This is a genomic window from Pantoea sp. SS70, assembly GCF_029866845.1.
Classification (GTDB): Bacteria; Pseudomonadota; Gammaproteobacteria; order Enterobacterales; family Enterobacteriaceae; genus Pantoea; species Pantoea leporis.
In genome coordinates, this window is sequence record NZ_CP117199.1 from 3,629,821 (window position 1) to 3,654,999 (window position 25,179).

A 25,179-nucleotide genomic window follows, 5' to 3' on the forward strand; every position below is an offset into this window, starting at 1 on the left:
CCATTGAGGATGAAAGCAGAACTTCCTCACAAAAATAGTTTATAGACGCTTAAGCATTACCTTGCATCATGAATATTTCTGACGTCGACAAAACGAATCTTTTTGTAAACACAAATTCAATAAACGTATGAATCAGGTAAGTTTATGCAAGGAGCGGAATGATGAGCAGGATCGATAAAAAGCATTATTAACAATTAAATAAGAGCGATTTTAAATGTGATATTTTCGGTGCAATTACAAAACAATACACGCAAAAATTATATGCCATTTTAGCGACGCTATAATTTAATCCTTATGAGCTGGGAGAATTCCTAATTAAAAAATTTATGATTAGTGCGATTCACTGCCATTTAGCAAATAAGACGAGATATTTCGCTATTCAGTTGCCATGAATTTAGTAAGAGATCAGGAAAACAGTGAGGGGAATAATAGTTACGGAGTTATGTAAATATTGATGGACCTGAAAAGGACATGAATGCGCCTGCCTAAGCAGACGCTATTTTACCTGACGAATTATTTACCGTTCCACGCTTTCATACGCGCTTCACGCACCTGCAGTTGCTGCTCAGGCGTGAGTTTGTTGTAGTTTTCCGCCATGCCACTTTCCCAGTCGCCATACAGCGGGTTCGGTAACACGATGAATTGGGTGCCAAAACGCTGATGATTAAGGCTAACGAACTGCTGACGCTGCGCATTTCCCTGATGCCAGGTTGAACCGCCAAAGTCATTCAAGTTGTCGCCCACATACAGCACCACGTTGTAACCGGCATTCTTCACCGCGTCGAAGCGCTCTTGCTTGTTAGAATTACCGGTACTCAAGCGCACCGTTTTCTCGCTCACGCCGCTGAAGCCCAGCTTATTCAGGTTCTCCACCGTTGCGGCAAAATCTTTTTGGTCGCGGTTGGAGATATAGAACATAGTGCCGCCGTGGCTGTTGACGTAGTTGGCAAACTCCACTGCGCCCGGAACGGCCGTTGCCTGACGCGCCTGCGTCCACGCTGACCAGGTTTTACCCGAGAAGGGCTGGCCGTTTTTCGCCTGCCACGCGCTGTAGGCGCTGTTATCAATCATCGTTTCATCTAAATCGACGATAACCGCTTTCGGTTTACCCGCCAGCGATGGCGCCTGATCGAAGGCCATGCGCGCGCTGTTAAACGCCTGCCAGCTTAATGCCTGATATTCGCCGGATTGCTGGAACCAGTTCACTGCCAGCACCGATTGCTGGCCGAGCTGCTGCTGAGCCTGCTGTTTAGAAGGCTGCGCACAACCGGTTAATGCCAGCGCCATTAAGCCGGATGCCGCCAGCAAGGTGGTTTTCTTCATCATTTCATCCTTAAGTGATTAGGGTCAGTTTTTGTAAAGCTTTAAAAATGTAGCAGTTAACGTAAGCTGTGGGCAGCAGAAAGCAGCGGTTTGGTGAGAGGAGACACTTATGGTACAGCACCCCCACAGCGGTCCACGATCAAGACTATTGGATGACTTTTCCTGGCTGGAATACGCCTTTCAGCCGGCTGGCCAGGCCGTTCCGGCAGAGGCGGCTTATGGTCAACAGCGTCACAGCGCCAATGTGTTGCTGGCAAGCCAAAACATCCCGCCTAAACGTTGCGAATCGGATGGCTTGATTGGCGAAGATCATCTGCCGGTCGCGGTGTATACCGCCGATTGTCTGCCGGTGTTATTTGCCGACCCGCAACAACAGCAGGTTGCGGCGGTGCACGCCGGATTAAAAGGCACGCTCGGTGGCGTATTGAACAACGCGATTGATCGTCTGCTGGAGCGCGGCGCCAGCCGTGAAACGCTGCGTGTGGTAATCGGTCCAGCGATCGGGCCGTGCTGCTATGAACTGGGTAACGATCTGGTGACACAGATGCAGGATCGTCACGATCTTCCGCCGTTACCCTACTCCACCCAGCAGCCGCAAAACGCACAAGCGATCCGTCCGCAGGCGCGGGCCCAGCAGGATGGAATCTGGTTTGATCTGCCTAACCTGGCGCGAGGCTTGTTGTTACAGCGGGGAGTGGTGGCGGAACATATTGAAGTGCTGAACGTCTGTACCTACTGCATGGCGGAAGCGGGTTCCAGCTATCGCTACAACACCCATTTTGACAGCGGCTATCAGTCACGCTTCTCGTGGATCCGCACGCGCGGTTAAGAGCTTCACGTCCTTGTGAAGCTTTATCGATCAGTGAATTATGGCATTGAGCGCCAACACGCCGGCTAAACCGAGAATCGAAATCAGCGTCTCCATCACCGTCCAGGTTTTCAGGGTCTCCACCACGCTCAGGTTGAAGTAACCCTTGAACAGCCAGAAGCCGGGATCGTTCACGTGTGAAGCGATCACGCTGCCGGAACCCACCGCCAGTACCATCAAGGCCGGATCGGCATGCGTGGCCGCGATAATTGGCGTCACAATACCGGCGGTGGTGATCGCCGCCACCGTGGCTGAACCCAGCGCCACGCGCAGCATTGCCGCAACCGTCCAGCACATCAGCAGCGGTGACAGTGACGATCCCTTCATCATATCGGCGATGTAGTTACCCACGCCGCTATCCACCAGCACCTGTTTAAATGCACCGCCGCCCGCGATGATAAAGATGATCATGGCGATGGCGGCAATCGACTCGCCGCACATATCCATCACTTCTTCCATCTTACGGCCATTGCGCAGCCCCAACGTCAGCACCGCTATCACCACCGCGATAAACAGCGCCACTGCCGGATTACCGATGAATTCGAAGAACTGACGCAGCGCGTTCTCTTTCGGCGTGGTCAACTCGAAGACGGCGGCAATCGCCATCAGCACCACCGGAATCACTGCGGCAAAAATACTGATGCCGAAGCCTGGCATCTCCTCTTCCGTGAAGATTTTTGGGTTGTAGAGCCCTTCCGGCGGTGACTTCTCAAAGCTTTTAAGGAACTTCGAGAAAATCGGTCCGGCAATAATCACCGTTGGAATGGTGATGATCATGCCGTAGAGCAACGTGGTACCGAGATTAGCGCCAAAGATAGTGGCAATCGCCGTCGGGCCAGGATGCGGCGGCAGGAAGCAGTGAGTGACCGAGAGCGCGGCGACCATCGGTACGCCGACGTACAACAGCGGCAAACCGGCAGCCGCCACGATAGTGAACACCAGCGGCAGCAACAGCACGAAGCCAACCTCATAGAACATCGCCAGGCCGACGATCAGTCCGGTCACCACCAGCGCCCATTGCAGCCGCTCTTTACCAAAAGCGGCGATCAGCGTGGTAGCAACACGTTGTGCGGCACCGGTATCGGAAACCAGCCGCCCGAGCATGGCGCCGAAGCCGAGGATCATGGCTAATCCGCCCAGCGTCGAGCCGATACCTTTCTGGATCGAGGCCATTACATTCAGTGGCGTCATGCCTTCGGCAATACCGACCACCGCCGAGACAAACACCAAAGCAATGAAGCCATTGACCTTAAATACAATCATCAACACCAGCAGCAGTATCACACCCAGCACAATGATGGTTATTGGCATTTTTATTATCCTTAGGAATACAGAGGGGTGATTAAGGTTTAGGCGCGGCCCGATGATAATGCCAGCCGCGCCCGGTCATCACACGGCGACGCGCATGCCACCGTCAACGAACAGCAGATGCCCGTTAACGAAGTTCGACGCACCGGAAGCAAGGAACACTGCCGCGCCAATCAGCTCTTCCGGTTTGCCCCAGCGAGCGGCTGGCGTGCGCTTGGTTAGCCAGCCGGTAAAGGCAGGATCGTCAGCCAGCGCCTGAGTCATCTCCGTGACGAAATAGCCCGGTGCAATGGCGTTCACCTGAATGTTGTGACGCGCCAGCTCCACGCACATGCCGCGCGTCAGCATAGTCACCGCGCCTTTGGAGGCCGCGTAAGGCGTGATGGTGTCGCGCCCTAATTCGCTCTGCATCGAACCGATATTGATGATTTTACCCTGCTGACGCTCGACCATTTTTTTCGCCACAGTTTGCGAAACCAGGAATACGGCGGTCTGGTTGACCGCGATAACGTCATTCCAGTCCTGCTCCGGGAATTCAAGGAACGGCCGACGACGCTGGATGCCAGCATTATTCACCAGCACATCAATCGCGCCCCACTCCGCTTCGATCTCATCTACCGCCTGTTTCACCTGCGCCGATTGCGTGACATCAAACGCTTTGGCATGCGCGCGTAAGCCCAACTCACGCAGCTGCGCCGCGCCCTTCTCTGCGCCTTCGTGCGTAGTGGCGTTGACGATCACGTCAGCACCGGCTTCCGCCAGGCCGCGCGCCAGCAGATATCCAATGCCGCGCGCCGAACCGGTCAGCAGCACACGCTTGCCTTCGAGGGAAAATAACTGGCTCATCACTGCTCCTTAAAAGGTTAACTGGACTTTAGCGGCACGGGTTTTATCGCCGGCAAACTGCAGCGCGGCATCGATATCCTGCAAGGCATACTCACCGCTGAACAGCGGCAACGGGTTTACCACGCCGGTGGCCAGCCATTCGACGGCGGTGTTGAATTCATGAGTAAAGCGGAAGGAACCGACCAGATTAATCTCTTTGGCAATCAGCGCCATGATCGGGAAATTGGGAATGGTGCCGCCCATGCCAACCTGCACCAGCGTACCTTTGGCGCACACCACATCGAGGCAGCGCTGCAGCGAAGAAGGATGGCCGGAGGCTTCAAACGCCACATCGAAATAGCCTTTGTCGGCAAGATAGGGCGCGAAATCGCCGTCGGCGGCATGAATCACCTCGCTTGCGCCCATCTGCTGCGCCATCTCCAGTGAACGCTCGCTGATATCGCTGCACACAATGGAGGCCGCGCCGCGCGCTTTGGCCGCCGCCGCAATCAGGCAGCCAATCGGACCCACGCCTGAGATAAACACGTGCTTGCCGGTGAGATCACCTGCCTGCTGCGTGGCGTGAATACACACCGCCAGCGGCTCAGCGAACACCATGACCGTTTCATCAGCATCCTGCGGGAACGGCACGCATTGCGCGCTATCCACCACTTTGTATTGGGTAAAACCGCCGTCAACGTGCGGCACATACATGGCGCTGCCGAAGAAGCGCATGGTGGTGCACTGGTTTTCCTGATCGCGCTGGCAATATTTGCACGCGCCGCAAGGCTTAGAGGGATTTACCGCGACTTTTTGTTGGGGTTTAAGTGCTGGATTGTCGCTCTCCACCACATAACCAATCACTTCGTGGCCCAGGATCATCGGCATTTTGATCTCAAAACTACCGACCTTGCCTTCCTGATAGTAATGCAGATCGGATCCACAAATGCCGCCACGCGTGATACGCACCAGCGTACCTTTGCCGTCCCATTTCACCTGCTGCTGCGCAACGCTGACTTGTTTTTTTCCAGTGATCACGCCGGATTGCGTTTCGATATTCATAACGTCCCCATAAGTGCTGTAGCAATGGGGGCCATCAGACCGGGTTATGCGGCTTAAAACTGTGATGAACATCACCTAAAGACATGTTACGGAAAGCTGTTACCTGGAACGTGAAGTCTGCGATGCCGAAGAGGAAACAGGCGGCCGTAAGTGGCCGCCTGTGAAGAGAATTAATAGCCTGACATCAGGTCATGGCTGTATTTGAACAGCTCAGAATCCGAACGTAAACCGAGCTTTTTCAGCGCCGATTGTTTCTGCCCGCTCACGGTTTTACGACTGCGTTTAAACTTCACGGCAATTTGCGACACGCTCAAACCATCGAGAAAACAGCGCACCACTTCAACTTCACGCGGGCTGAGGGTTTTCACCTTCTCATACATATTGCCTTTGCTGCTGAAATCGAGGCTGTCATCCAGCGACTCTTCGCTCATGACATAGAGATTTTCAACCTCGTAAGCGACTTCTTTAGACAAGAACAAACGGCCCTGCGCCACCTGACGAATCGCATGGGTAATTTCCTGCATATTGTGGCTTTTACCAATAAAGCCCTTCACGCCTGCGCTTAACACCATTTTGACGATGGCCGGACTCTCCATTGAAGAAGAGATCAGAATTTTTTGCTGGGGATAATGATTACGCAGTTGCTTCACCAGCGCCAAACCATCCAGTTCACGTTCACCCAGCAGGAAATCCAGTACCAGCACATCAACTACGGTACTTCTTAGCTGATTAAATAATTCATTACTTGAAGCCCAGGTTCCCACCAAATGAATATCGGGCTCATGTTTTAAACACAACTCGAAAACGGTACGAACCATGGGGTGATCATCAAGGACAGCCACACGCACTTGTTTATTATGTGCATATACCATTTATTTATTCCTTTATTACAGCATTAACTTTGTCCAATTCTGACTATCACACCCGCTTCAATAAATAAATGGTGTCGATTACAACAGCTGTGAAAAATAGCCTTCACAACATCAGAATTCTAAATCGATAGCGTCACCCTAATAGCGGTCATTTTCATATACCCCTTTTAGGTTTATATTTTTCCGTGATAGATTCTTACTTGCCTGCTCACGTAAAAGTGGGAAAAGTCTGACTTAACTCCTTAACAAGACCACATAAGAATTGTCTTGAAAGAAAAGGAGCAATCTAACTAACTGAATAAGCTAAGAAATGAACATCATATAGTTACATCGTCATCACCCTCTCTCTTTCGCTAAAAATCAAATATTTGAGAATGGTCGCAAAATTTCAACAGTAAAAGAATAGAACGAGCGAAAGATAATAATATCTTTATAATCCCTGGTCCCAATAGATATTAATGGATACCTTAAGAAGGCAGCGTGCTAATTAATCTTACTACTTTTCGCTTGTTGGCCTTATTTTTTCTGGCTTTAGTTTCATGTTCATTAATAGCATCAGAGAAAAAACTGCAATTACTGGCGCGATATGATGTAGCTCAACCTGCTTTACAACTGGCTGAACCAATCTCTTCGGAGTTTCGTCATCACGTTCTCAAAGTTGCTGTCGCTGGGCAACCACAACCGCCCCTTTTTATGGATATAGATACGCGACGATTCGAAGGCGTGAGTGCGGATTATCTCTCTCTGATTCAGAATATGCTGGATACCACAATAGAAATCCATTATTACGCCAGCCATAGCGCGGCCCAGGAAGCCGTAACCAGCGGAGAAATGCAACTATTAGCGATCTATGTAGAACCCCCCTCAGTATCAGAGCCGCAAACCTTGATCGCCAGCGACCCCTGGATGCTGGATTATGCAGCGATCGGTTTTAAGTCTGGGCAGAACGCTCCATTAAAAATTGATGAACCCAATCGCATGGCCTGGTCTGGTTCAGCGTTGATGCGTGCACATTTAGAAGAGACTTTTAAGAGCGACCTTTTAGTTCGCTTTCCTGGTTACTACGATGCTGTCGCAGCAACAGTATTTGGCCAAACAGAGCGTGTATGGGGCAATGCCGCCACACTTACGCACCTTAATCGCTTCATGTTCGCAAATGCGCTGGATATAACCAAAGATGACCACGCTATTCCAATGAATTTCAGCTTTGGCATTAGCCCGCGTTATCCACAACTTGCCGAAGCGATTAATTTTTCCTTAACACAAATTCCTCTCTCTATTCGCATGCAGATAGCGAAGCGCTGGCAACTGGATACGTACCATGTGCTGCAGCGTAATCCGCTTGCACTCAAGCATGAAGAGGAGAAATGGCTGCAGGCACACCCGCGTATCAACACCGCACTACCGCAAACCCTCGCTCCACTCAGCAGTCGCAACGGGAGCATGCCGTTTCGCGGCATGATCATTGATGTTTTAGATCTGATAGCCAACCAAAGTGGCATTACATTTAATTCAGAAGTTCAGGAAGAAAGTGGACGTAACCAAACCGATAAGCATTTTCCACATCTGTATGCGCTTGAGATGCTTACCCCGGATATGCCCCCTCAGTTAATAACCCGCCCATGGCTGGTTTCACACTGGGTCATTATTCGCCATAAACGCCCTCGGAATATTATGGCTCGGGATCCTTTTCCCTTTGGCTCGGCTCTCATGCTGAACAACCGGCAGATGAAGGATTGGATGCTTCTGCATTATCCCCATCTGAACCTCGCCTATATCAATGATCCTTTGCAGGCCTTGCGTGAATTGCAGGCGCATGAAATTGATGCGGTAGTGCTGCCAAAGATTTTTGTGGATTATCTGCTCCACAACCATTACGCAGATGACCTGATTATTGAAACCACGTTGGGTGCAGACCCGGCACGTTTTGTCATGCGTGTTGAACCCGGTAATGAAACGCTGATTAGCATTCTCAATAAAGCCTTGATCGCGATTCCTCCCGAAACCATGTTCAAGTTGCTGGCACATTGGCGTCAGTCAGAGATGCCGTTCCTCAGTGCTTCATGGCAGAGTTACAAACAAGTTATCTTGCTGATTGTGTCGGTCTCGACCGGATTAATAGCCCTTATTTTGCTGTGGAACCGTCATCTGCGGAAGGTTATTCAGCAGCGTATTCAGGCTGAAAATGCATTGAAAAATCAGCTCAATTTCACCCATACACTCTTCAATGACTCGCCCGTTGCCATGTATATCCGCGATAAACAAACCCGATTAGTGGATTGCAACAATGCCTACCTACGTTTTATGGATTTCCAGCGAGAAGATGTCATCGGTAAACGACTGTCGGACGTTCTCACTGGCAATAACGCCAGTATTCACAGTATTGAAGATGGCTATCAAAAAACCTTACTGGATGGCGAAGCCGTCATGCGCGATATACACATGGATTTTGAACAGCGGACATTCCAGCTTTATCACTGGACGCTGCCGTTTCGCGATCGGCACGGTGATGTCGCAGGTGTTATTGGGGGCTGGCTGGATGTCACTGAACGCAATGCGCTGCTGCAGGAGTTACAACTCGCCAAAGATGTGGCTGATAAAGCCAACCGCTCCAAAAGTGAATTTCTTGCCAGCATGAGCCATGAAATCCGCACGCCACTGCATGCCATGATTGGCTTACTGGAGCTCGAAACTCGCTTGCAACCGGCTGATTCACTCTCAGAGAACATCCGTGTTGCGTATCATTCGGCACGCGCGTTGCTGTCATTGATTGGCGATATTCTCGATTTGTCGAAAATCGAGTCCGGCCTTTATCAACCAACGTTAGAAACGGTCTACCTTCCTGATGTTCTCGATCAAGCGGTTACGCTATTCCGTAATAAAGCAGAGATTAAGGGACTTGAACTGCGGGTAGAGATGGATATTGCTGCTTACTGGGTGAAAACAGACCCATTGATGCTGAATCAAATTCTCTCCAACCTATTGAGCAACGCCATTAAGTTTTCCGATTACGGCACTGTCACTGTTGTGCTCATGCAGGGCATTGCGCAGGAGGAGGACGGTTGTGAATTCGTGATCGAAGTTAGCGATCAAGGTTGTGGCATGACGGAAGACCAACAGCACGCCATCTTCGAACCTTTTGTGCAGGTGGGCGATCGTCAGCAGCAGCAAATTGGCACCGGATTAGGATTAAGCATTTGTCGTAATCTGGCGCATCTACTGGATGGTGAGCTGATTGTGGAAAGTGCGCCAGGGGAAGGCGCGGTGTTCTCTTTTTATTTCCGTGCCTTGCCCGGTGAACCGCAGGATCAAACACAGCCTCATTTGTCGCAGCCGCTGATCTCCGACAAGCTCTCCGTGATGATCATCGACGATCATGCACCCAACCGATTACTGCTTGGGAAACAGCTTGAACTGGCTGGCCATCAAGTCATGGTGAGTGAAAGTGCGGCAGAAGCACTGACGTTATGGCAGCAGGATCCATTACGTTTCGACCTCATCATCACAGACTGTAATATGCCTGGCATGAACGGCTTTCAGTTCGCTGAAGCGCTGCGTCTATACGAGCATGAGCATCAGTTAACACCGATCATGCTATTCGGCCTGACTGCATCGGCTGAGCAGCATATTATGCAACGCTGCCTTCAGGCGGGAATGAACGATTGTCTTTTCAAGCCGCTGGATTTAGAGAGCTTACTTGCTCAGGTTGCACGTTGTACCCGGCGCAGCGCCATAAAACCCGAAATCCAGGCCCCGCCGGCAGCGAGTATCTCCTCCTTCCCACAGCTGTTAACACAATTGGCCGAACAGGATAGTGAAGGTTGTCTGGTGTTACTCAACAGCATACGAACCAGCCACGATGAGTTGTTGGTATCACTTCAGCAAACCAATGATGCCAGCGCCCTGTCACAGCTGGGTCACAAATTAAAAGGAGGAGCAGCAATGCTAAATGCTCCAACGTTGACTGAACTGGGCCGCAAGTTGGAGAAACACCGCGAGGAAGCCCGCGATCCGCAAGCGTTAATTCAGCAGATTGTCGAGGAAATGAAACGTGTTAATGAATCCTTGCAAGAATTTGAGAAACATCGCCTGAAAAATCATCAAGATTTATAGAATCATAATCTTATCGAGACATTTCTCGGTTCGCCCTATTAATCTGCCGGACATAATGGCCGTCAACGTCATCATTACGGTGCCGTTAAAGGGAGAGATATGTTTAATGCAAAAATCCTCATCGTTGATGAGCATCGTTTGGTTGCCGCCGGCGTGCAGGCTTTATTATTAATGAATGGCTTTAATTGTGTCACTACTGCGCACACAATTAACGATGGTATTGATGATATCATTCATCACCACATCGACATACTAATATTAGATCCTGACTTTAAAGAAAAAAATGGCATCGCATTTTTACGCGATATCGTCAAATCAAAGACGTGGATGAAAGTCATACTGATTAGTCAGGATGGCAATAACCACCTTTCTATACAGTCACTTAGCCAGGGTGCGAATGGGTTCGTGTCAACTTACGATCCCATTCAAACACTGATCGCCGCCATTGGCTGCGTTTCTAATAATGTGAATTATCTACCGGGCGACATTCTGGATAAACGTCAGCGTTATGCGAATGAGCAAGATATGCTTTCTCGCCTGACTGACCGTGAAAATTTAATTTTGCGACAGCTCGCACAGGGGAAGTCCAATAAAACCATCGCTTGCGAATTGGGATTAAATAATAAAACAATCAGCACTTATAAAACAAAGATATTCCAAAAACTCGAGTCAAAAAACCTGGTTGATATCATCGAACTTGCACGTCGCAATGGGGCTTGTTGAAAGAAAAATCAAGACTAGTCTTGCTGATTAATAACGTTATGGCGTGGCATGATATGCCTTGTCCTAACCCCGGACAGTTTTTAAAAAGATTGAGTTATAAAGGAATTAATAACCACAGAGCTAATTTATTAGCCCCTTCTTCATGCTATTACAGGGCGAGTAGGTTTCTTCCCGTGCCTGCCGAAAGAAGTCCGATACTTTCGTCTGCGACTTACCGCCCTGCTTTTTTTTGATACTTCTCACAGGCTGAACGCCACACACTTCCTTCCCTGCAAAATCCCGCTAGAGTTCACTCATCCGACCACTCTCTGAGTATGTGATTATGTCTGAGCATTATGCCCACCTGTTCGCCCCGCTGGATTTGGGTTTCACCCAGCTTAAAAATCGTTTCCTGATGGGTTCGATGCATACCGGACTGGAAGAACACGCTGAGGGCGCAGAGCGTCTGGCCGCTTTTTACGCTGAGCGAGCGCGTGAAGGCGTGGCGCTGATTGTCACTGGCGGTATCGCGCCCAATCCGCAAGGCGTGGTGGCACAAGGCGGAGCGATCCTCAACCAGAAAAGTCAGTGCAACTGGCACCGTATCATCACCGATGCGGTGCATGCAGAAGGCGGCAAAATCGCGCTGCAAATACTGCATGCCGGGCGCTACAGCTATCAGCGTGACCTGGTTGCCCCATCGGCATTACAGGCGCCGATCAATCCTTTTACGCCCCAAGCGCTCAGCGATGCGGATATTCAGCAAACCATTCAGGACTTCGCGCACTGCGCCAAACTGGCGCAACAGGCCGGCTATGACGGCGTGGAGATCATGGGCTCGGAAGGTTATCTGATTAACCAGTTTCTGGTGGCGCACACCAATCAGCGCGAGGATGACTGGGGCGGCGATGTGACGCGACGCCAGCGCTTTGCGTTAGCGGTGACGCAAGCGGTGCGTGATGCCGTCGGCAGCGACTTCATCATTATCTTCCGCTTGTCGATGCTCGATTTGGTCAATAACGGCAGCTCGCTGGAAGAGACGCTTTCACTGGCGCAAGCGCTGGAGCAGTGCGGCGTTACGCTGTTTAACAGCGGCATTGGCTGGCATGAAGCGCGCATTCCCACCATCGCCACCTGCGTGCCGCGTGCTGGTTTTGCCTGGGTCACGCAGCATCTGCGCGAGCGCGTATCGGTGCCGGTCATCGCCACCAATCGCATCAACCATCCCGATGTCGCTGAACAGCTTTTGCGTGATGGCATCACTGATATGGTCTCGATGGCGCGCCCTTTCCTCGCCGATGCGGCTTTCGTCCGTAAAGCCGAAACCGGCCAGCCCGATGCCATCAACACCTGCATTGCCTGTAATCAGGCCTGCCTCGATCAAATCTTTGTTGGCAAAATCACCTCTTGTCTGGTGAATCCGCGCGCCTGCCACGAAACGCTGATGCCGGTGATTGCCACCAAGCAACCGAAACAGCTGGCGGTGGTGGGTGCGGGACCCGCGGGTATGGCGTTCGCGCTGCAGGCGGCGCAGCGCGGCCATCAGGTCACGCTTTACGAGGCCGATGCGCAAATTGGTGGGCAGTTTAATATCGCCCGACAGATTCCCGGCAAAGCTGAATTCAGTGAAACGTTGCGCTATTTCCGTTACCAACTTGCTGCCGCAGGCGTAACGATTAAAACGGAACATCGCGTCAGCGCTGACGAACTGGCAGCCGCTGACGAAGTGATTATCGCTACCGGTATCTTGCCGCGCCAGCTGACGATTCCTGGCATCGATCATCCCAGCGTGCTGAGCTACCTTGATGTGATACGCGATAAAAAACCGGTGGGAAAACGCGTGGCGATTATCGGCGCGGGCGGCATTGGTTTTGATACCGCTGAGTTTCTGCTGCATCAAACCAGCCATGACGATTTTTACCAAAGCTGGGGCATCGATCGCAGCCTGCAGGCGCGAGGTGGTTTGATTGCGCCACAGCCACAGCCCGCCGATCGGCAAATCTGGCTGCTGCAGCGCAAATCCGGCAAGCCGGGCGCAGGCTTAGCGAAAACCACCGGCTGGATCCACCGCGCCAGCTTGCAGGCGCACGGCGTGCAGATGTGGGGCGACGTCGAATATTTGCAGATTGATGACGCCGGATTACATCTGCGCCATCAGGGCGAAGCGATGACGCTGCCGATAGATAACGTGGTGATTTGTGCCGGGCAGGAACCGCTGCGCCTGCTGGCGGACCAGCTCAGCGCGCGTGGCAAATCCGTACGTGTGATTGGGGGTGCGGATGTGGCGCAGGAGCTGGATGCTCGCCGCGCTATCGCTCAGGCGACCGAACTGGCGCTGAGTGTGTAATTAGCGCAGTTTGACCGAACGCAGTACCACGAACTTGGCGTTGGACGCCACCAGCTCGCAGTTGCCAAACAGCTTTTTCATTTTGACGTGATAACCGAGGTGGCGGTTGCCGACGATGCGCAACTCGCCGCCATACTGCAGGCAGCGTTTCGCATCACGCAGCATTTGCCATGCCAGATGATCGGTCACCGCGTGCTGCTGATGGAATGGTGGATTGCACAGCACCGCGTGCAGGCGATCGGACGGGAAGCCACTCAGCACGTTGTTAACGCGAAACTGACAGCGCGCCACATCCTGCGGACGGTTCACTTCCACGTTCAGTTTGCTTGATGCCACCGCCATGTAGGATTCATCATAAAACAGCACGTCCGCGTTTGGGTTCTGTTCCAGGGCCAGCAAGCCAATCACGCCATTGCCACAACCCAGATCGAGAATCTCCCCTTCAATGTCAAAAGGCAGATGCTGCATAAAGAAGCGTGCGCCCACATCCAGCGACGCGCGGGAAAACACGTTGGCGTGATTGTGGATGTGGTACTCAGAATCATCCAGCGGCCATACGGTGGTGGCGGGCTGATCCGCTAATTGCGGCGCAGTGAAGCGGCTGTAAATCAGACGCGCTTTTTTCCACGCCAGCGAGGTTTTGCTCTCGCCGAGAATGCGCTCGAACAGTTGCAGCGTGGAGTTGTGAATATCTTTGGCTTTCGCCGCCGCCAGAATCAGCGTGTCCGGCGTAACCACTTCGCGCAGTGCACGCAGTTGATGCTCAAGCAGCGCCAGCGCTTTGGGAATTTTGATCATCACCACCGCCGGTGCGGCCGGCAATGGCGCCAGGCTATCGAGAAAATGCACCTGATCTTCATCCATATCATTGAGTCGCAGGTTCTGTTTTGCCGCCTGTTCGCTCAGCAGCGAATCGCTGACGTGCCACACCGGACGTGCACCCAACCCGCAAGTCAGCGCACCAAAGCTGTCGTTGAACACCAAAACCGGTCCCTCGGGCAGCGCTTGCTGCAACAGGTATTCATCGGCGGAATCCCACGCCTGTAGCGGGCTTTCCTCACGCATTGGCGGGAAGCGGTGCAGCGTCAGCGTGCGATTGGTCAGTTCAAGTTGGCTCATGGAATCTCCGGCGTGGTACACTTTGCGCGATTTTCGCCCTAAAAAGGGGGCGCAGTATACTGTCTTTCGCCGGGAATCCCAATGTCATTAATCTATCTGCAGGGCTACCCTGAAAACATCCTCGAGCAGGTTCAGACGCTGATCGAACATGAGCGCTTAGGTGCCTTTCTCCAGCAACGCTATCCCGATACGCACAATATCGTCAGCGACCGCGCGCTCTATGATTACACGCAGGCGCTGAAAAACCGCTATATGCGCAGCGCACCGCCGGTGAGCAAAGTGATTTGGGACAATAAAATCAAGGTGATGAAGCACGCGTTGGGGCTGCACACGGCGATTTCGCGCGTGCAAGGCGGCAATCTAAAAGCCAAAGCGGAGATTCGCATCTCCACTTTCTTCCGCCTCGCACCGGAAGCGTTTTTGCGCATGATCGTGGTGCACGAGCTGGCACACCTGAAAGAGAAAGAGCACGACAAAGCGTTTTACCAACTCTGCTGCCACATGGAACCGGATTATCACCAGCTGGAATTTGACGCCCGCTTGTGGATGACCGATCAGGCGATGCGCGGCAACGCAGCTTAAAGAAACTCCTGCGCTTTTTGGATCAGGCTGGTTTTGGTCAGTGCGCCCATAAAACGGCGCTCCTGCGGATTATTTAGCACCGGCAGGCGTTCAAGCGTGACGCGGGCAAAGGCTTCCCAACCTTCGCGCATGCTTTGATTCTGATAAATGCAGGGAAAGTTATTGTCCATCACGCTACTGACTGGCGAATGCAGCGTGATCTCCTGCGACAACACCTTGCGTGAGATATCGTGTATCGACACCACGCCGAGAAATTGCCCTTCACTATTAATCACATAGACATAACGTTCCCGCTTGAGCGAGCTCACCGCCAGCGCCTGCCCTACTGACTCTTCTGGCTGCAACGCCGCGCCGGGAATGATCAACTGATCGACACGCATGTTATCGAAATCATACTTGGCTTCGGAACGACTGAAATGGCTGCTCACCACCGGATAAGTGCTGGACGATTGCAGGCGATACACCACCATTGAGGCCAGCACTGACGCGATCATAATCGGGAACAACAGGCTGCTATTCAGCGTCATCTCAAGCACCATCAGCATCGCCATTAACGGTGCCTGGCTGACCGCCGCCAGCACCGCCGCCATGCCGATGGCCGCATACAGCAAAGTATTGCCGACCGGTAAATGCAGCATCACACCCATTTGCGCCAGCGCCACGCCGAGCAGTGCGCCGATCAATAAGGAAGGGGTAAACAGCCCGCCCACCGCGTTGGAACCCACCGACAGCGTGGTCGCCAGCGTTTTTAGCACCAGCAATCCCAGTAATCCCATCAGTAGATATTGGCCATCAATGATTTTCACGATCACTTCGTAACCGTTACCGAGAATATCGGTGGAGATCAGCGCCAAAAAGCCCACCGCTAATCCACCGGCGCCGAGCCGCAGCGGCAGCGAACGCACGCGGCCAAACAGCGCCTTGCTGCGCGCAATCAGTTTGATCAGCAGCCAGCCGGCGATACCGGCGACAAAACCAATCAGCAACGTCATCAGCAAACTGCTGATATCCATCTGGAATAGCGCTTCGGATAACGGATATAGCGCGCTGCGAAAACCCAGCGACCACATGGTCATCACCGCCACCGCCGACGAGACAATTAGCGGAATCAAGCGTTGCAGCGCCGAGATGCCAAAAGCGATCTCCGCGACAAATATCGCCGACGCCAAAGGGGCGTGATACACCGATGAAAGCCCGGCAGCAGCGGCCATCGCCACGATATCGCTGTTGCGCAGATTCAGCGATTTGGGCAGCCAGCGCCCGATTAAACTGCCGCTCAGCGCCGATAGCTGCACCATCGGCCCCTCTTTACCTATCGACGCGCCGCTGCCGATGCTGGCCATCGATGACAGCGCACGGAACAGCGAGGTTTTGGTTGGTACCGCATCGAGCCGCGCGTTGATCACCTCCAGATAATCGGTCTGCACCGTTTCCTGTTTCTCAATCGCCACCGCATAGCGCAGGAAAAAACCGGCCAATACGCCGCCCGCGCCCACCAGCAGCGGCCAGAAGATCCACGGCCAGACATGCATCGCCACGGTGATTTCACTGTCACTGTTGAACAGCAGATGGTTGATCAATTCAATTACGCCGCGAAAGGCCAGCGTCACCAGCGAGGCCACACATCCAACGGGGATGGCGATCAGTAATGTGGTCCAGTTCAGAGCATGTTTACTTCCACTCACCCGCGCGTCCCCGCTAAGTCGGTTAAAAAGTTGTGCGGCATCATCATATTGGAATGCGGATCTCAGGATCAAATTTCGCCTGCCTGGCGCTCAGATGAACATGTTACTCTGCCGTTTTACTTTAGCAGGAGAGCAGCACGTGATTCGTTTCGCCATCGTGGGAACCAACTGGATTACCCGCCAGTTTATCGACGCCGCGCATGAAACCGGCAAGATGAAGCTGAGCGGCGTCTATTCGCGTAGTCAGCAGCAGGCCGACGCGTTTGTGGTGGATTATCCCTGTAAGCTGACCTTCACCTCTCTGGATGAGCTTGCCGCCAGCAGTGAGATCGATGCGGTGTATATCGCCAGTCCGAATGCGCTGCACAGTGAGCAGGCGATACTGTTTATGTCACATGGCAAGCATGTGATTTGCGAGAAGCCGATGGCGTCTAACCTGCGTGAAGCCGAGGCGATGATTGCCTGCGCGCGCCAGCATCAGGTGGTGCTGTTCGAAGCCTTTAAAACCGCCAGCCTGCCCACCTTCCTGCAACTGCAAAAAACGCTGCCGCAATTGGGCAAACTGCGTAAAGCCTTGATCAACTACTGCCAGTATTCCTCGCGTTATCAGCGCTATCTGGATGGTGAGAACCCGAATACCTTTAATCCTCGCTGGTCGAATGGCTCGATGATGGATATCGGCTTTTACTGCCTTGCCGCCGCTGTCACCTTGTGGGGTGCGCCACAGCAGGTCAAGGCGCAAGCTTCCCTGCTGGAAAGTGGCGTTGATGCGCATGGCGTGGTGGTGCTGGGCTACGGCGATTTTGATGTCACGCTGCTGCACTCAAAGGTCAGCGACTCACTGATCCCGAGTGAAATTCAGGGCGAAGCGGGATCGCTGGTGATTGAAAAGATCTCCGAGTGCCAGCAACTGCGCTTTATCCCGCGCGGTGGCGAGAGCCAAAACCTGACGCAGCCGCAGCACATCAATACCATGCTGTATGAAGCCGAAACCTTCGCCAAATTGGTGGAAGCCGGTGAAGTTGAGCATGCGGGGTTAGAAAACTCACGTATTACGGCGCAACTGCTCACGGAAATCCGTCGCCAGACCGGCGTGGTATTCCCGGCGGATCAAACTGAAGTGTAAATATTGCAAAACATTTCCAGAGCCCTCTTGAAAGCGATTATCGAACTCCGTATGTTTAGCGCTGCAAAGGGGAGTAACTTCTACGCTGATTGATCGTCATTACGATGCGCCACGCAATATGCGTTACGCATCCGGTCGTCAGGCAACCCGGAATCTATTCTGAGTTGTAAGTGAGACCTTGCCGGAAGGCGAGGTTTGCTTGCAGCACGATCAAAGCGGCTGACGTCTTCTGACTTCAGCCGCTTTTTTATTTCTGGAAAAGGATACGACTATGCACTCAGTTGGCACACCGTTACTTTGGGGCAGCTTCGCTGTCGTAGTGCTCATCATGCTGGCGATCGACCTGCTATTACAGGGCCGCCGTGGCGCACAAACCATGTCATTCAAACAAGCAGCGGTCTGGTCGCTGATTTGGGTGTCAGTTTCACTGCTGTTCAGCGCCGCCTTCTGGTGGTATCTCGACGGTACCGCCGGACGTGAAGTCGCCACCGCGCAAACCCTCGCTTTCCTCACTGGCTACGTTTTAGAGAAAGCGCTGGCGGTGGATAACGTTTTTGTCTGGCTGATGCTGTTTAGTTACTTCGCTGTACCGGCCAACCTGCAGCGCCGCGTGCTGATTTATGGCGTATTGGGCGCGATTGTGCTGCGTACCATCATGATCTTCGCTGGCAGCTATTTGGTTACTCAGTTCAGCTGGATCCTATACGTGTTCGGCGCCTTCCTGCTGTTTACCGGCCTGAAAATGGCACTGGCGAAAGAGGAAGATGACAGCACGGTGGGTGACAAGCCGGTGGTACGCTGGCTGCGCAAACATCTGCGCATGACCGATAGTCTGGACGGCGAGAAGTTCTTCACCCGCAAAAACGGTGTGCTGTTTGCTACGCCGCTGCTGCTGGTGCTGATCATGGTTGAACTAAGCGATGTGATTTTCGCCGTGGACAGCATTCCCGCGATCTTCGCGGTGACCACCGATCCGTTCATTGTGCTGACTTCCAACCTGTTCGCGATTCTTGGCCTGCGCGCCATGTACTTCCTGCTGGCTAACGTCGCGGAACGTTTCTCGATGCTGAAATATGGCCTGGCGATTGTGCTGGTGTTTATCGGTATCAAAATGCTGATTGTCGAGTTCTATCACATTCCCGTCGGCATCTCGCTGACGGTGGTGGGTGTAATTCTCGGCGGTACGCTGCTGATCAACGCCTGGGTAAACCACAGAAACGACCAGAAGAAGATCTCACCATAATCTTCTGCAGGGGCGCTAATCGCCCCTGCTTTGTTTCGCCAGTGGCAACCTTCACCTTTTATATATCTGTCACACTTCCCATCATCAGCAGATCAAAAAACCGATCTGCTGCGCATGCACAGAATTATCTCTTTCCTCATAAGCTCTTTTCCTTATACTCCGCCGGGCAAACCGTTGTGCGTGGTGGAACCGCGCACAATACTCATGACCGCGAATATAAAAAGACTGTGATATGCAAAACAACTTTATTGGACGTCTGGGCGCACTGTTCGCAGGAAGCCTGGTAAAACAAATCATGATCGGCCTGGTGGCGGGCGTGGCGCTGGCGTGGTTCTCACGCGATGCCGCACTGGCCGTTGGCTTGCTGGGTGAGCTGTTCGTGCGTGCGCTAAAAGCCGTCGCGCCGCTTCTGGTTTTGGTGCTGGTGATCTCTTCGATTGCTAACCATCAGCAGGGACAGAAAACCAATATCCGCCCGATTATCATGCTGTATCTGCTCAGCACGTTCTTTGCTGCGGTTGTGGCGGTGATCTTCAGCCATCTGTTCCCTCAGACGCTGTCGATGAACGTCGGCGCCACGCAAATTACGCCGCCGTCGGGTATTACCGAAGTGCTGCACGGTTTGCTGATGAGCATGGTGTCGAACCCGATTGAAGCGCTGATGAATGCCAACTACATCGGTATTTTGGTGTGGGCGCTGGGATTGGGGCTGGCGTTTCGTCATGCCAGCCCAAGCAGCAAAGCGTTTCTTAATGACGCGTCCAATGCCGCGACCTGGGTCGTGCGCTGCGTGATCCGCTGTGCGCCGCTGGGGATTTTTGGTCTGGTGGCCTCCATTCTCGCCTCAACCGGTTTCGATGCGCTGTGGGAATACGCCAATCTGCTGGCGCTGCTGCTCGGCTGCATGCTGATTATGGCGCTGGTAATCAACCCAATGCTGGTGTTCCAGAAGATTCGCCGCAACCCGTATCCGCTGGTGTTTACCTGCATGCGTGAAAGTGGCGTCACCGCGTTCTTCACCCGCAGTTCAGCGGCTAACATTCCGGTCAATATGGCGCTGGCGAAACGTCTCAATCTGGATGAAGACACGTATTCCGTGTCGATCCCGCTGGGTGCCACCATCAGCATGGCTGGCGCATCCATCACCATCACGGTGTTGACGCTGGCGGCAGTACATACGCTGGGTATTGCGGTGGATGTTCCAACCGCCATTCTGTTGAGTCTGGTGGCGTCACTGTGTGCTTGTGGCGCATCCGGTGTGGCCGGCGGTTCGCTGCTGCTGATCCCGGTAGCCTGCAACATGTTTGGTATTCCAAATGATTTGGCGATGCAGGTAGTAGCGGTGGGCTTTATTATTGGCGTGCTGCAGGATTCCGCCGAGACCGCGCTGAACTCCTCGACGGATATTCTGTTTACCGCGGCCGTATGCCAGGCCGAAGCCGAGCGCCAGCCGCGTCGTACGGTGTCAGAGTCGGAGTAAAGTAAGGTTTTTGAATATGGGTCGCCATCCATGGCGACCTGGTTTTACAAGGTCACACCGCTTTTAAAGATGGCTAACTCGCGAAAATCGTTAGTTTCGTTGCGCGCGGGTTGGCCATTGGCAATCGCCACAATCATATCGACGAAGTCCGACAGCATCTCCGCCATACTCATTCCTTCAAGCAAACGCCCGGCATTAAAATCGATCCAGTGCGGCTTCTTCTCGGCGAGCTGCGTATTGGTGGCGATTTTCACCGTCGGCACAAAACCGCCGTACGGCGTGCCGCGTCCGGTGGTAAACAGCACCATATGACAGCCAGCGCCCGCCAGCGCGCTGGTTGCAACCGCATCGTTGCCCGGCGCACTTAACAGATTCAGTCCCGGTGTATGCAGGCGCTCACCGTACTTCAGCACATCCACCACCTGACTTTGTCCGGCCTTCTGCGTACAGCCGAGCGACTTCTCCTCCAGCGTGGTGATGCCGCCCGCTTTGTTGCCGGGTGATGGATTTTCATAGATCGGCTGCTGGTGATCGATAAAGTAGCGCTTGAAGTCATTTATCATCGCCACGGTTTTTTCAAAGGTGGCTTCATCGCGGCAGCGGCTCATCAAAATGCGCTCAGCGCCAAACATCTCCGGCACTTCGGTCAGCACCGTGGTGCCGCCGTTGGCAATCATCTGGTCGGAGAAACAGCCCAGCATAGGATTGGCGGTGATGCCGGAAAAACCATCCGAACCACCGCACTCCAGACCAAACTTTAGCTCGCTGAGTTTGCCCGGCTGACGCTGATCCGCGCGCATGGCACCATAGAGTTCGTGCAGACGTTCCAGCCCCGCTTCCACTTCATCATCCTGCTTCTGGCACTCCATGAACTGCACGCGTTCGCTATCGAAGCCACCGAGCGTTTCACGAAACACATCAACCTGATTGTTCTCGCAGCCAAGCCCAATCACCAGCACCGCGCCGGCATTGGGATGGCGCACCATGTTCTGCAACATGGTGCGGGTGTTCTCGTGATCCTGCCCAAGCTGCGAACAGCCAAACGGATGGCTGAACAGATGCACGCCGTCAATGCCTTCGGCGTCATTGGTCTCTTTCATAAAGCGCGTCAGGATTTGCCGCGCGATGCCGTTGACGCAGCCCACGGTGGGCAGGATCCATAACTCATTACGGATGCCCACTTCCCCGCTGGCGCGACGATAGATCTGCACGTCGCGATCGCCAGCTTGCGGCGGCAGATCGAGAAAATCGGGTTGATAGTCATACTCATCCACGTCGCTTAGGTTGGTGCGCGCATTGCTGGAGTGAATGATCTCGCCGGCCGCAATCGGCTGAGTGGCATGCGCGATCGGCAAACCGTATTTGATCACCAGCGCGTCGGTGGCTAAAGGCTGCAGCGCAAACTTATGGCCGCGTCCAACCTCCTGCTGCAAGATGATCGCCTGTTGATTGATTTCGACCTGGGTATTGGCTGGCAAATCGCGCAACGCCACAGCAACGTTGTCGCGTGAATGGATTCTAATGGCATCTTGCATAGCGTTATCTCAGTTGTGTCAACGCCGTCCGCATCCCGTGGACGATGATGTTTTGCAGGTGTTGGCTGACCGCAGCCACTAATCCGGGCTGCTGAGTGAGATCTTCGCCCCAGTGATTGGCGTCGCTGAGTACCGCGCGCACCAACTGTTCTGGAGTCTGTTTATCGTTATTTACTGCTGACCACAGTTCAGCGAAACGCTGCAGCCACTGTTCGTCGTCCTGCAGCGGCCAGTGACGTTTGCCCTCTGCACCACGATAAAAGGCCAGCAGCGCGGCAAAGGCGAAGGTCAGCCGCACAGGCCATTGCCCGTTTTGCTGCTGCGACAACAACAATTGCGGCAGCAAACGGGTGCGGAATTTGGTCATGCCGTTAAGGGCGATGGAGAGCAACGCATGGCGGATAAAGGGATTGCGGAAGCGACGCTGCACCGCGTCGGCAAAGGCGTGCAGCTCGTCGCGCGGCAGATCCAGCGTGGGGATCACCTCATCGCGCAGCAGCGCATCGACAAAGCCAGCCATCTGCGCATCATCCATCGCCTCTCCCACGCTCTCCAGCCCGGCCTGAAATGCCACCGGCACCAGCGCGGTGTGCGCGCCGTTAAGGATCGCCACCTTTTGCGCTTTGTACGGTGTGATGTCCTCCACCAGCTTCACTTCCGGTGCCAGCGCGTGCAGCTGCAGCTCCTGCGCCAGTGCATTTGGTCCCTGAATCACAAACTGGTAATAGACTTCGCCCGCCACCAGATAGCGATCTTCGTAGCCTAATGACGCTTCGATCGCCGCGCTATCCGCCGGATAACCGGTGACAATGCGATCCACCAGCGTGTTGTAGAACGCGCAGTGATCCTGCACCCAGCGGGCAAATGCCGGCGGCAGCTGCCAATGCTGGCTGTAGCGCAGCACCAGCTCGCGCAGCGTGTCGCCGTTGTAATCGATCAGTTCACAGGGCACCACCAGCCAACCTTTATCGCTGGCACCGGCAAAATGGTTGAAGCGCGCCCACAGCAGCTGCGTCAGCTTGCCGGGGAAGGATGAGGCGGGCGTGTCGTCCAGCCGATCCTGCTCCGCAAAGGCAATGCCGGCTTCTGTGGTATTGGAGAAGACAAAGCGCATCTGCGGTGCGCGTGCCAGCGCGAGAAACGCATCAAACTGCTGATACGGCTGGATTTCACGATTCACGCTGCGGATCAGGCGAGCTTCACTCACCTGCTCACCCGCCGCATTGAGTCCGCGAATCAGCGTGGTGTATAAGCCATCTTGCTGATTCAGTGTCTCTTCCACCACGCGGTTGCGCGGCCGCACCACCACCACGCCCGCATCGGTATTGTGATGCTGATTAAGCCAGTCGAGCTGCCAGTCGATAAAGGCGCGCAGGAAGTTGCCTTCACCAAACTGGATAACGCGCTCGCTGTAGTGCGCGCCAGGAAAATCGTGACGGTTGAGTCGCTGCATTATCAGGCTCCCAGCTCAATACCGAAGTAATCGCGCGCATTGTTGAAACTGATGTTCTGTACCATCTGCCCTAACAACGCCTCGTCTTCAGGCGCTTCGCCCCGCGCCACCCAATTGCCTATCATCTGGCACAGTAGACGACGGAAATATTCATGACGCGTGTAAGAGAGGAAGCTGCGGCTGTCGGTTAGCATGCCGACGAAGCGGCTCAGCAGGCCGATTTGGGCCAGTTGCGTCATCTGCCGCTGCATGCCATCCAGCTGATCGTTAAACCACCACGCCGAACCAAACTGCATCTTGCCGGGTTCGCCTTCACCCTGGAAATTGCCTGCCATGGTCGCCAGCACTTCGTTGTCGCGCGGGTTGAGGCAGTAAAGAATGGTTTTGGGCAGCGCGTTATTGCGGTTCTGCGCATCCAGCAGACGCGCCAGCGGAATCGCCAACGGCGCATCGTTAATCGAATCGAAGCCTACATCCGGCCCGAGGATATCGAACTGGCGGCGATTGGCGTTGCGCAGCGCGCCAATGTGATACTGCTGCGCCCAGCCGCGACGCGCATATTCGCTGCCGAGCCACACCAGCACAGCAGTTTTAAACTGGGCCGTCTCTTCAGCGGAAGGCGCTTCACCTTGCAGTCGGCGCGCCAGAATGCCATCCAGCGTGGCGTCATCCGCTTCCGCAAACACCACCACATCCAGCGCGTGATCGGAAATTTTGCAGCCATGCGCGGCGAAGTGATCGAGTCGCTGGCTTAAGGCGCGGCGCAGATCGTCAAAGCGCTGCACGTTAACATCCGCGACCTGCGCTAAGCGCTGAATCCACGGCAGGAAACTCTCCAGCTCAATGTTAAAGGCTTTGTCCGGACGCCAGCTCGGCAGCACTTTGACGTCAAAGCTGCTGTCCTGCGCCAGCTTGCGGTGATGCTGTAAATCGTCGAGCGGATCGTCGGTGGTGCCGACCATTTTCACCTTCATCTGCTGCATGATGCCGCGCGCGCTGAAGGCGTCCTGCGCCAGCAGTTCATTACACTGCTGCCAGATGCGATCTGCGCTCTGCTCATTCAGCAGCACATCGGTGATGCCAAAAGGGCGGCGCAATTCGAGGTGCGTCCAGTGATAGAGCGGATTGCCGATGGTATGCGGCACGGTACGCGCCCAGGCGTTAAATTTCTCACGATCGCTGGCATCGCCGGTGCATAACGCTTCCGGCACGCCGTTAGCGCGCATCGCACGCCATTTGTAGTGATCGCCTTTCAGCCAGATGTCATAGAGGTTGGTGAAGCGGTAATTATCGGCAATCTGCTGCGGCGGTAAGTGACAGTGATAGTCGAAAATCGGCTGGTCTTTAGCGTAGTCGTGGTACAGACGACGGGCGAACTCGGTGTCGAGTAGAAAATCCTCACTCATAAAACGCGACATACCTGCTTCCTCATTTTGTAGCCAGATGGCTTTTAACTAAAAGTTATCATACCAATTTAAACGAAAGGCAAAATTGTTTGCGATCCGACTCACAATAATGACAGTTTCACTGTGGGTA

18 protein-coding genes are annotated in these 25,179 nt (G+C 53.7%); 8 read left to right on the forward strand and 10 right to left on the reverse strand.

Going from position 1 to position 25,179, the window contains the following annotated elements:
• Positions 1 to 513: 513 nt before the first annotated feature.
• On the reverse strand, positions 514 to 1,323 hold the full coding sequence (locus tag PO881_RS16635) for a 5'-nucleotidase, lipoprotein e(P4) family (RefSeq protein ID WP_101762925.1): 810 nt from the start codon (positions 1,321 to 1,323) through the stop codon (positions 514 to 516).
• Positions 1,324 to 1,432: 109 nt separating this feature from the next.
• On the opposite strand from PO881_RS16635, the gene PO881_RS16640 reads away from it, so the two are divergent.
• Positions 1,433 to 2,152: a polyphenol oxidase family protein gene (locus PO881_RS16640; RefSeq protein WP_192412219.1), complete on the forward strand. Its 720-nt coding sequence runs from the start codon at positions 1,433 to 1,435 to the stop codon at positions 2,150 to 2,152.
• Between the two features lie 30 nt (positions 2,153 to 2,182).
• On the opposite strand, the gene PO881_RS16645 is transcribed toward PO881_RS16640, so the two are convergent.
• The 4 genes from PO881_RS16645 to PO881_RS16660 form a co-directional block, all read right to left on the reverse strand.
• The gene (locus PO881_RS16645) at positions 2,183 to 3,502 is read right to left on the reverse strand and encodes a gluconate:H+ symporter (protein ID WP_192412221.1); all 1,320 of its coding nucleotides are present in this window, start codon (positions 3,500 to 3,502) and stop codon (positions 2,183 to 2,185) included.
• Between the two features lie 78 nt (positions 3,503 to 3,580).
• Positions 3,581 to 4,345, reverse strand: coding sequence for a gluconate 5-dehydrogenase (idnO, locus tag PO881_RS16650; RefSeq protein WP_101762923.1), 765 nt, complete (start codon positions 4,343 to 4,345; stop codon positions 3,581 to 3,583).
• A 9-nt stretch (positions 4,346 to 4,354) separates the two neighbouring features.
• Positions 4,355 to 5,386 (reverse strand): L-idonate 5-dehydrogenase, encoded by a 1,032-nt coding sequence (idnD, locus tag PO881_RS16655; protein ID WP_110867381.1) that lies wholly within the window; start codon positions 5,384 to 5,386, stop codon positions 4,355 to 4,357.
• Positions 5,387 to 5,556: 170 nt separating this feature from the next.
• Positions 5,557 to 6,204 carry a response regulator transcription factor gene (locus tag PO881_RS16660; RefSeq protein WP_231103554.1) on the reverse strand — a complete coding sequence of 216 codons (648 nt, stop codon included), beginning with the start codon at positions 6,202 to 6,204 and terminating at the stop codon, positions 5,557 to 5,559.
• Positions 6,205 to 6,738: 534 nt separating this feature from the next.
• Here PO881_RS16660 and PO881_RS16665 point away from each other — a divergent pair.
• From PO881_RS16665 to PO881_RS16675, 3 genes are all read left to right on the forward strand, one after another.
• The gene (locus PO881_RS16665; RefSeq protein WP_280172122.1) at positions 6,739 to 10,371 is read left to right on the forward strand and encodes an ATP-binding protein; all 3,633 of its coding nucleotides are present in this window, start codon (positions 6,739 to 6,741) and stop codon (positions 10,369 to 10,371) included.
• Positions 10,372 to 10,470: 99 nt separating this feature from the next.
• Positions 10,471 to 11,094 carry a response regulator transcription factor gene (locus PO881_RS16670; RefSeq protein ID WP_192412225.1) on the forward strand — a complete coding sequence of 208 codons (624 nt, stop codon included), beginning with the start codon at positions 10,471 to 10,473 and terminating at the stop codon, positions 11,092 to 11,094.
• A 322-nt stretch (positions 11,095 to 11,416) separates the two neighbouring features.
• A complete protein-coding gene (locus PO881_RS16675) occupies positions 11,417 to 13,420 on the forward strand; it encodes an NADPH-dependent 2,4-dienoyl-CoA reductase (RefSeq protein WP_192412227.1) in 2,004 nt (667 codons plus the stop codon).
• Here the strand turns inward: PO881_RS16675 and rlmG are convergent, their stop codons facing one another.
• On the reverse strand, positions 13,421 to 14,539 hold the full coding sequence (gene rlmG / locus PO881_RS16680) for a 23S rRNA (guanine(1835)-N(2))-methyltransferase RlmG (protein WP_280172123.1): 1,119 nt from the start codon (positions 14,537 to 14,539) through the stop codon (positions 13,421 to 13,423). It lies immediately after the preceding gene.
• A gap of 81 nt (positions 14,540 to 14,620) precedes the next feature.
• Here rlmG and PO881_RS16685 point away from each other — a divergent pair, with 81 nt between their 5' ends.
• Positions 14,621 to 15,121, forward strand: coding sequence for a M48 family metallopeptidase (locus PO881_RS16685; RefSeq protein ID WP_101762916.1), 501 nt, complete (start codon positions 14,621 to 14,623; stop codon positions 15,119 to 15,121).
• Here the strand turns inward: PO881_RS16685 and PO881_RS16690 are convergent.
• Positions 15,118 to 16,806, reverse strand: coding sequence for a chloride channel protein (locus PO881_RS16690; protein ID WP_137386575.1), 1,689 nt, complete (start codon positions 16,804 to 16,806; stop codon positions 15,118 to 15,120). The two genes, PO881_RS16685 and PO881_RS16690, sit on opposite strands and share 4 nt — an antisense overlap.
• Before the next feature lie 139 nt (positions 16,807 to 16,945).
• On the opposite strand from PO881_RS16690, the gene PO881_RS16695 reads away from it, so the two are divergent.
• The 3 genes from PO881_RS16695 (at position 16,946) to sstT (ending at position 20,655) form a co-directional block, all read left to right on the forward strand.
• Complete coding sequence (locus tag PO881_RS16695; RefSeq protein WP_280172919.1) at positions 16,946 to 17,932, forward strand: Gfo/Idh/MocA family oxidoreductase; 987 nt, start codon at positions 16,946 to 16,948, stop codon at positions 17,930 to 17,932.
• 271 nt (positions 17,933 to 18,203) lie between these two features.
• A complete protein-coding gene (locus tag PO881_RS16700; protein ID WP_008103489.1) occupies positions 18,204 to 19,175 on the forward strand; it encodes a TerC family protein in 972 nt (323 codons plus the stop codon).
• Between the two features lie 232 nt (positions 19,176 to 19,407).
• Complete coding sequence (gene sstT / locus PO881_RS16705) at positions 19,408 to 20,655, forward strand: serine/threonine transporter SstT (RefSeq protein WP_101762914.1); 1,248 nt, start codon at positions 19,408 to 19,410, stop codon at positions 20,653 to 20,655.
• A 44-nt stretch (positions 20,656 to 20,699) separates the two neighbouring features.
• Here the strand turns inward: sstT and PO881_RS16710 are convergent, their stop codons facing one another.
• The 3 genes from PO881_RS16710 to uxaC are packed head-to-tail and all read right to left on the reverse strand — an operon-like array spanning position 20,700 to position 25,061.
• Entirely contained in the window at positions 20,700 to 22,190 is a 1,491-nt protein-coding gene (locus tag PO881_RS16710; protein WP_280172124.1) for an altronate dehydratase family protein, read from the reverse strand.
• A 4-nt stretch (positions 22,191 to 22,194) separates the two neighbouring features.
• Positions 22,195 to 23,643, reverse strand: a complete 1,449-nt coding sequence (locus tag PO881_RS16715; protein WP_280172125.1) for a tagaturonate reductase — start codon at positions 23,641 to 23,643, stop codon at positions 22,195 to 22,197.
• A 2-nt stretch (positions 23,644 to 23,645) separates the two neighbouring features.
• The gene (gene uxaC, locus PO881_RS16720; RefSeq protein WP_280172126.1) at positions 23,646 to 25,061 is read right to left on the reverse strand and encodes a glucuronate isomerase; all 1,416 of its coding nucleotides are present in this window, start codon (positions 25,059 to 25,061) and stop codon (positions 23,646 to 23,648) included.
• Positions 25,062 to 25,179: the final 118 nt, after the last annotated feature.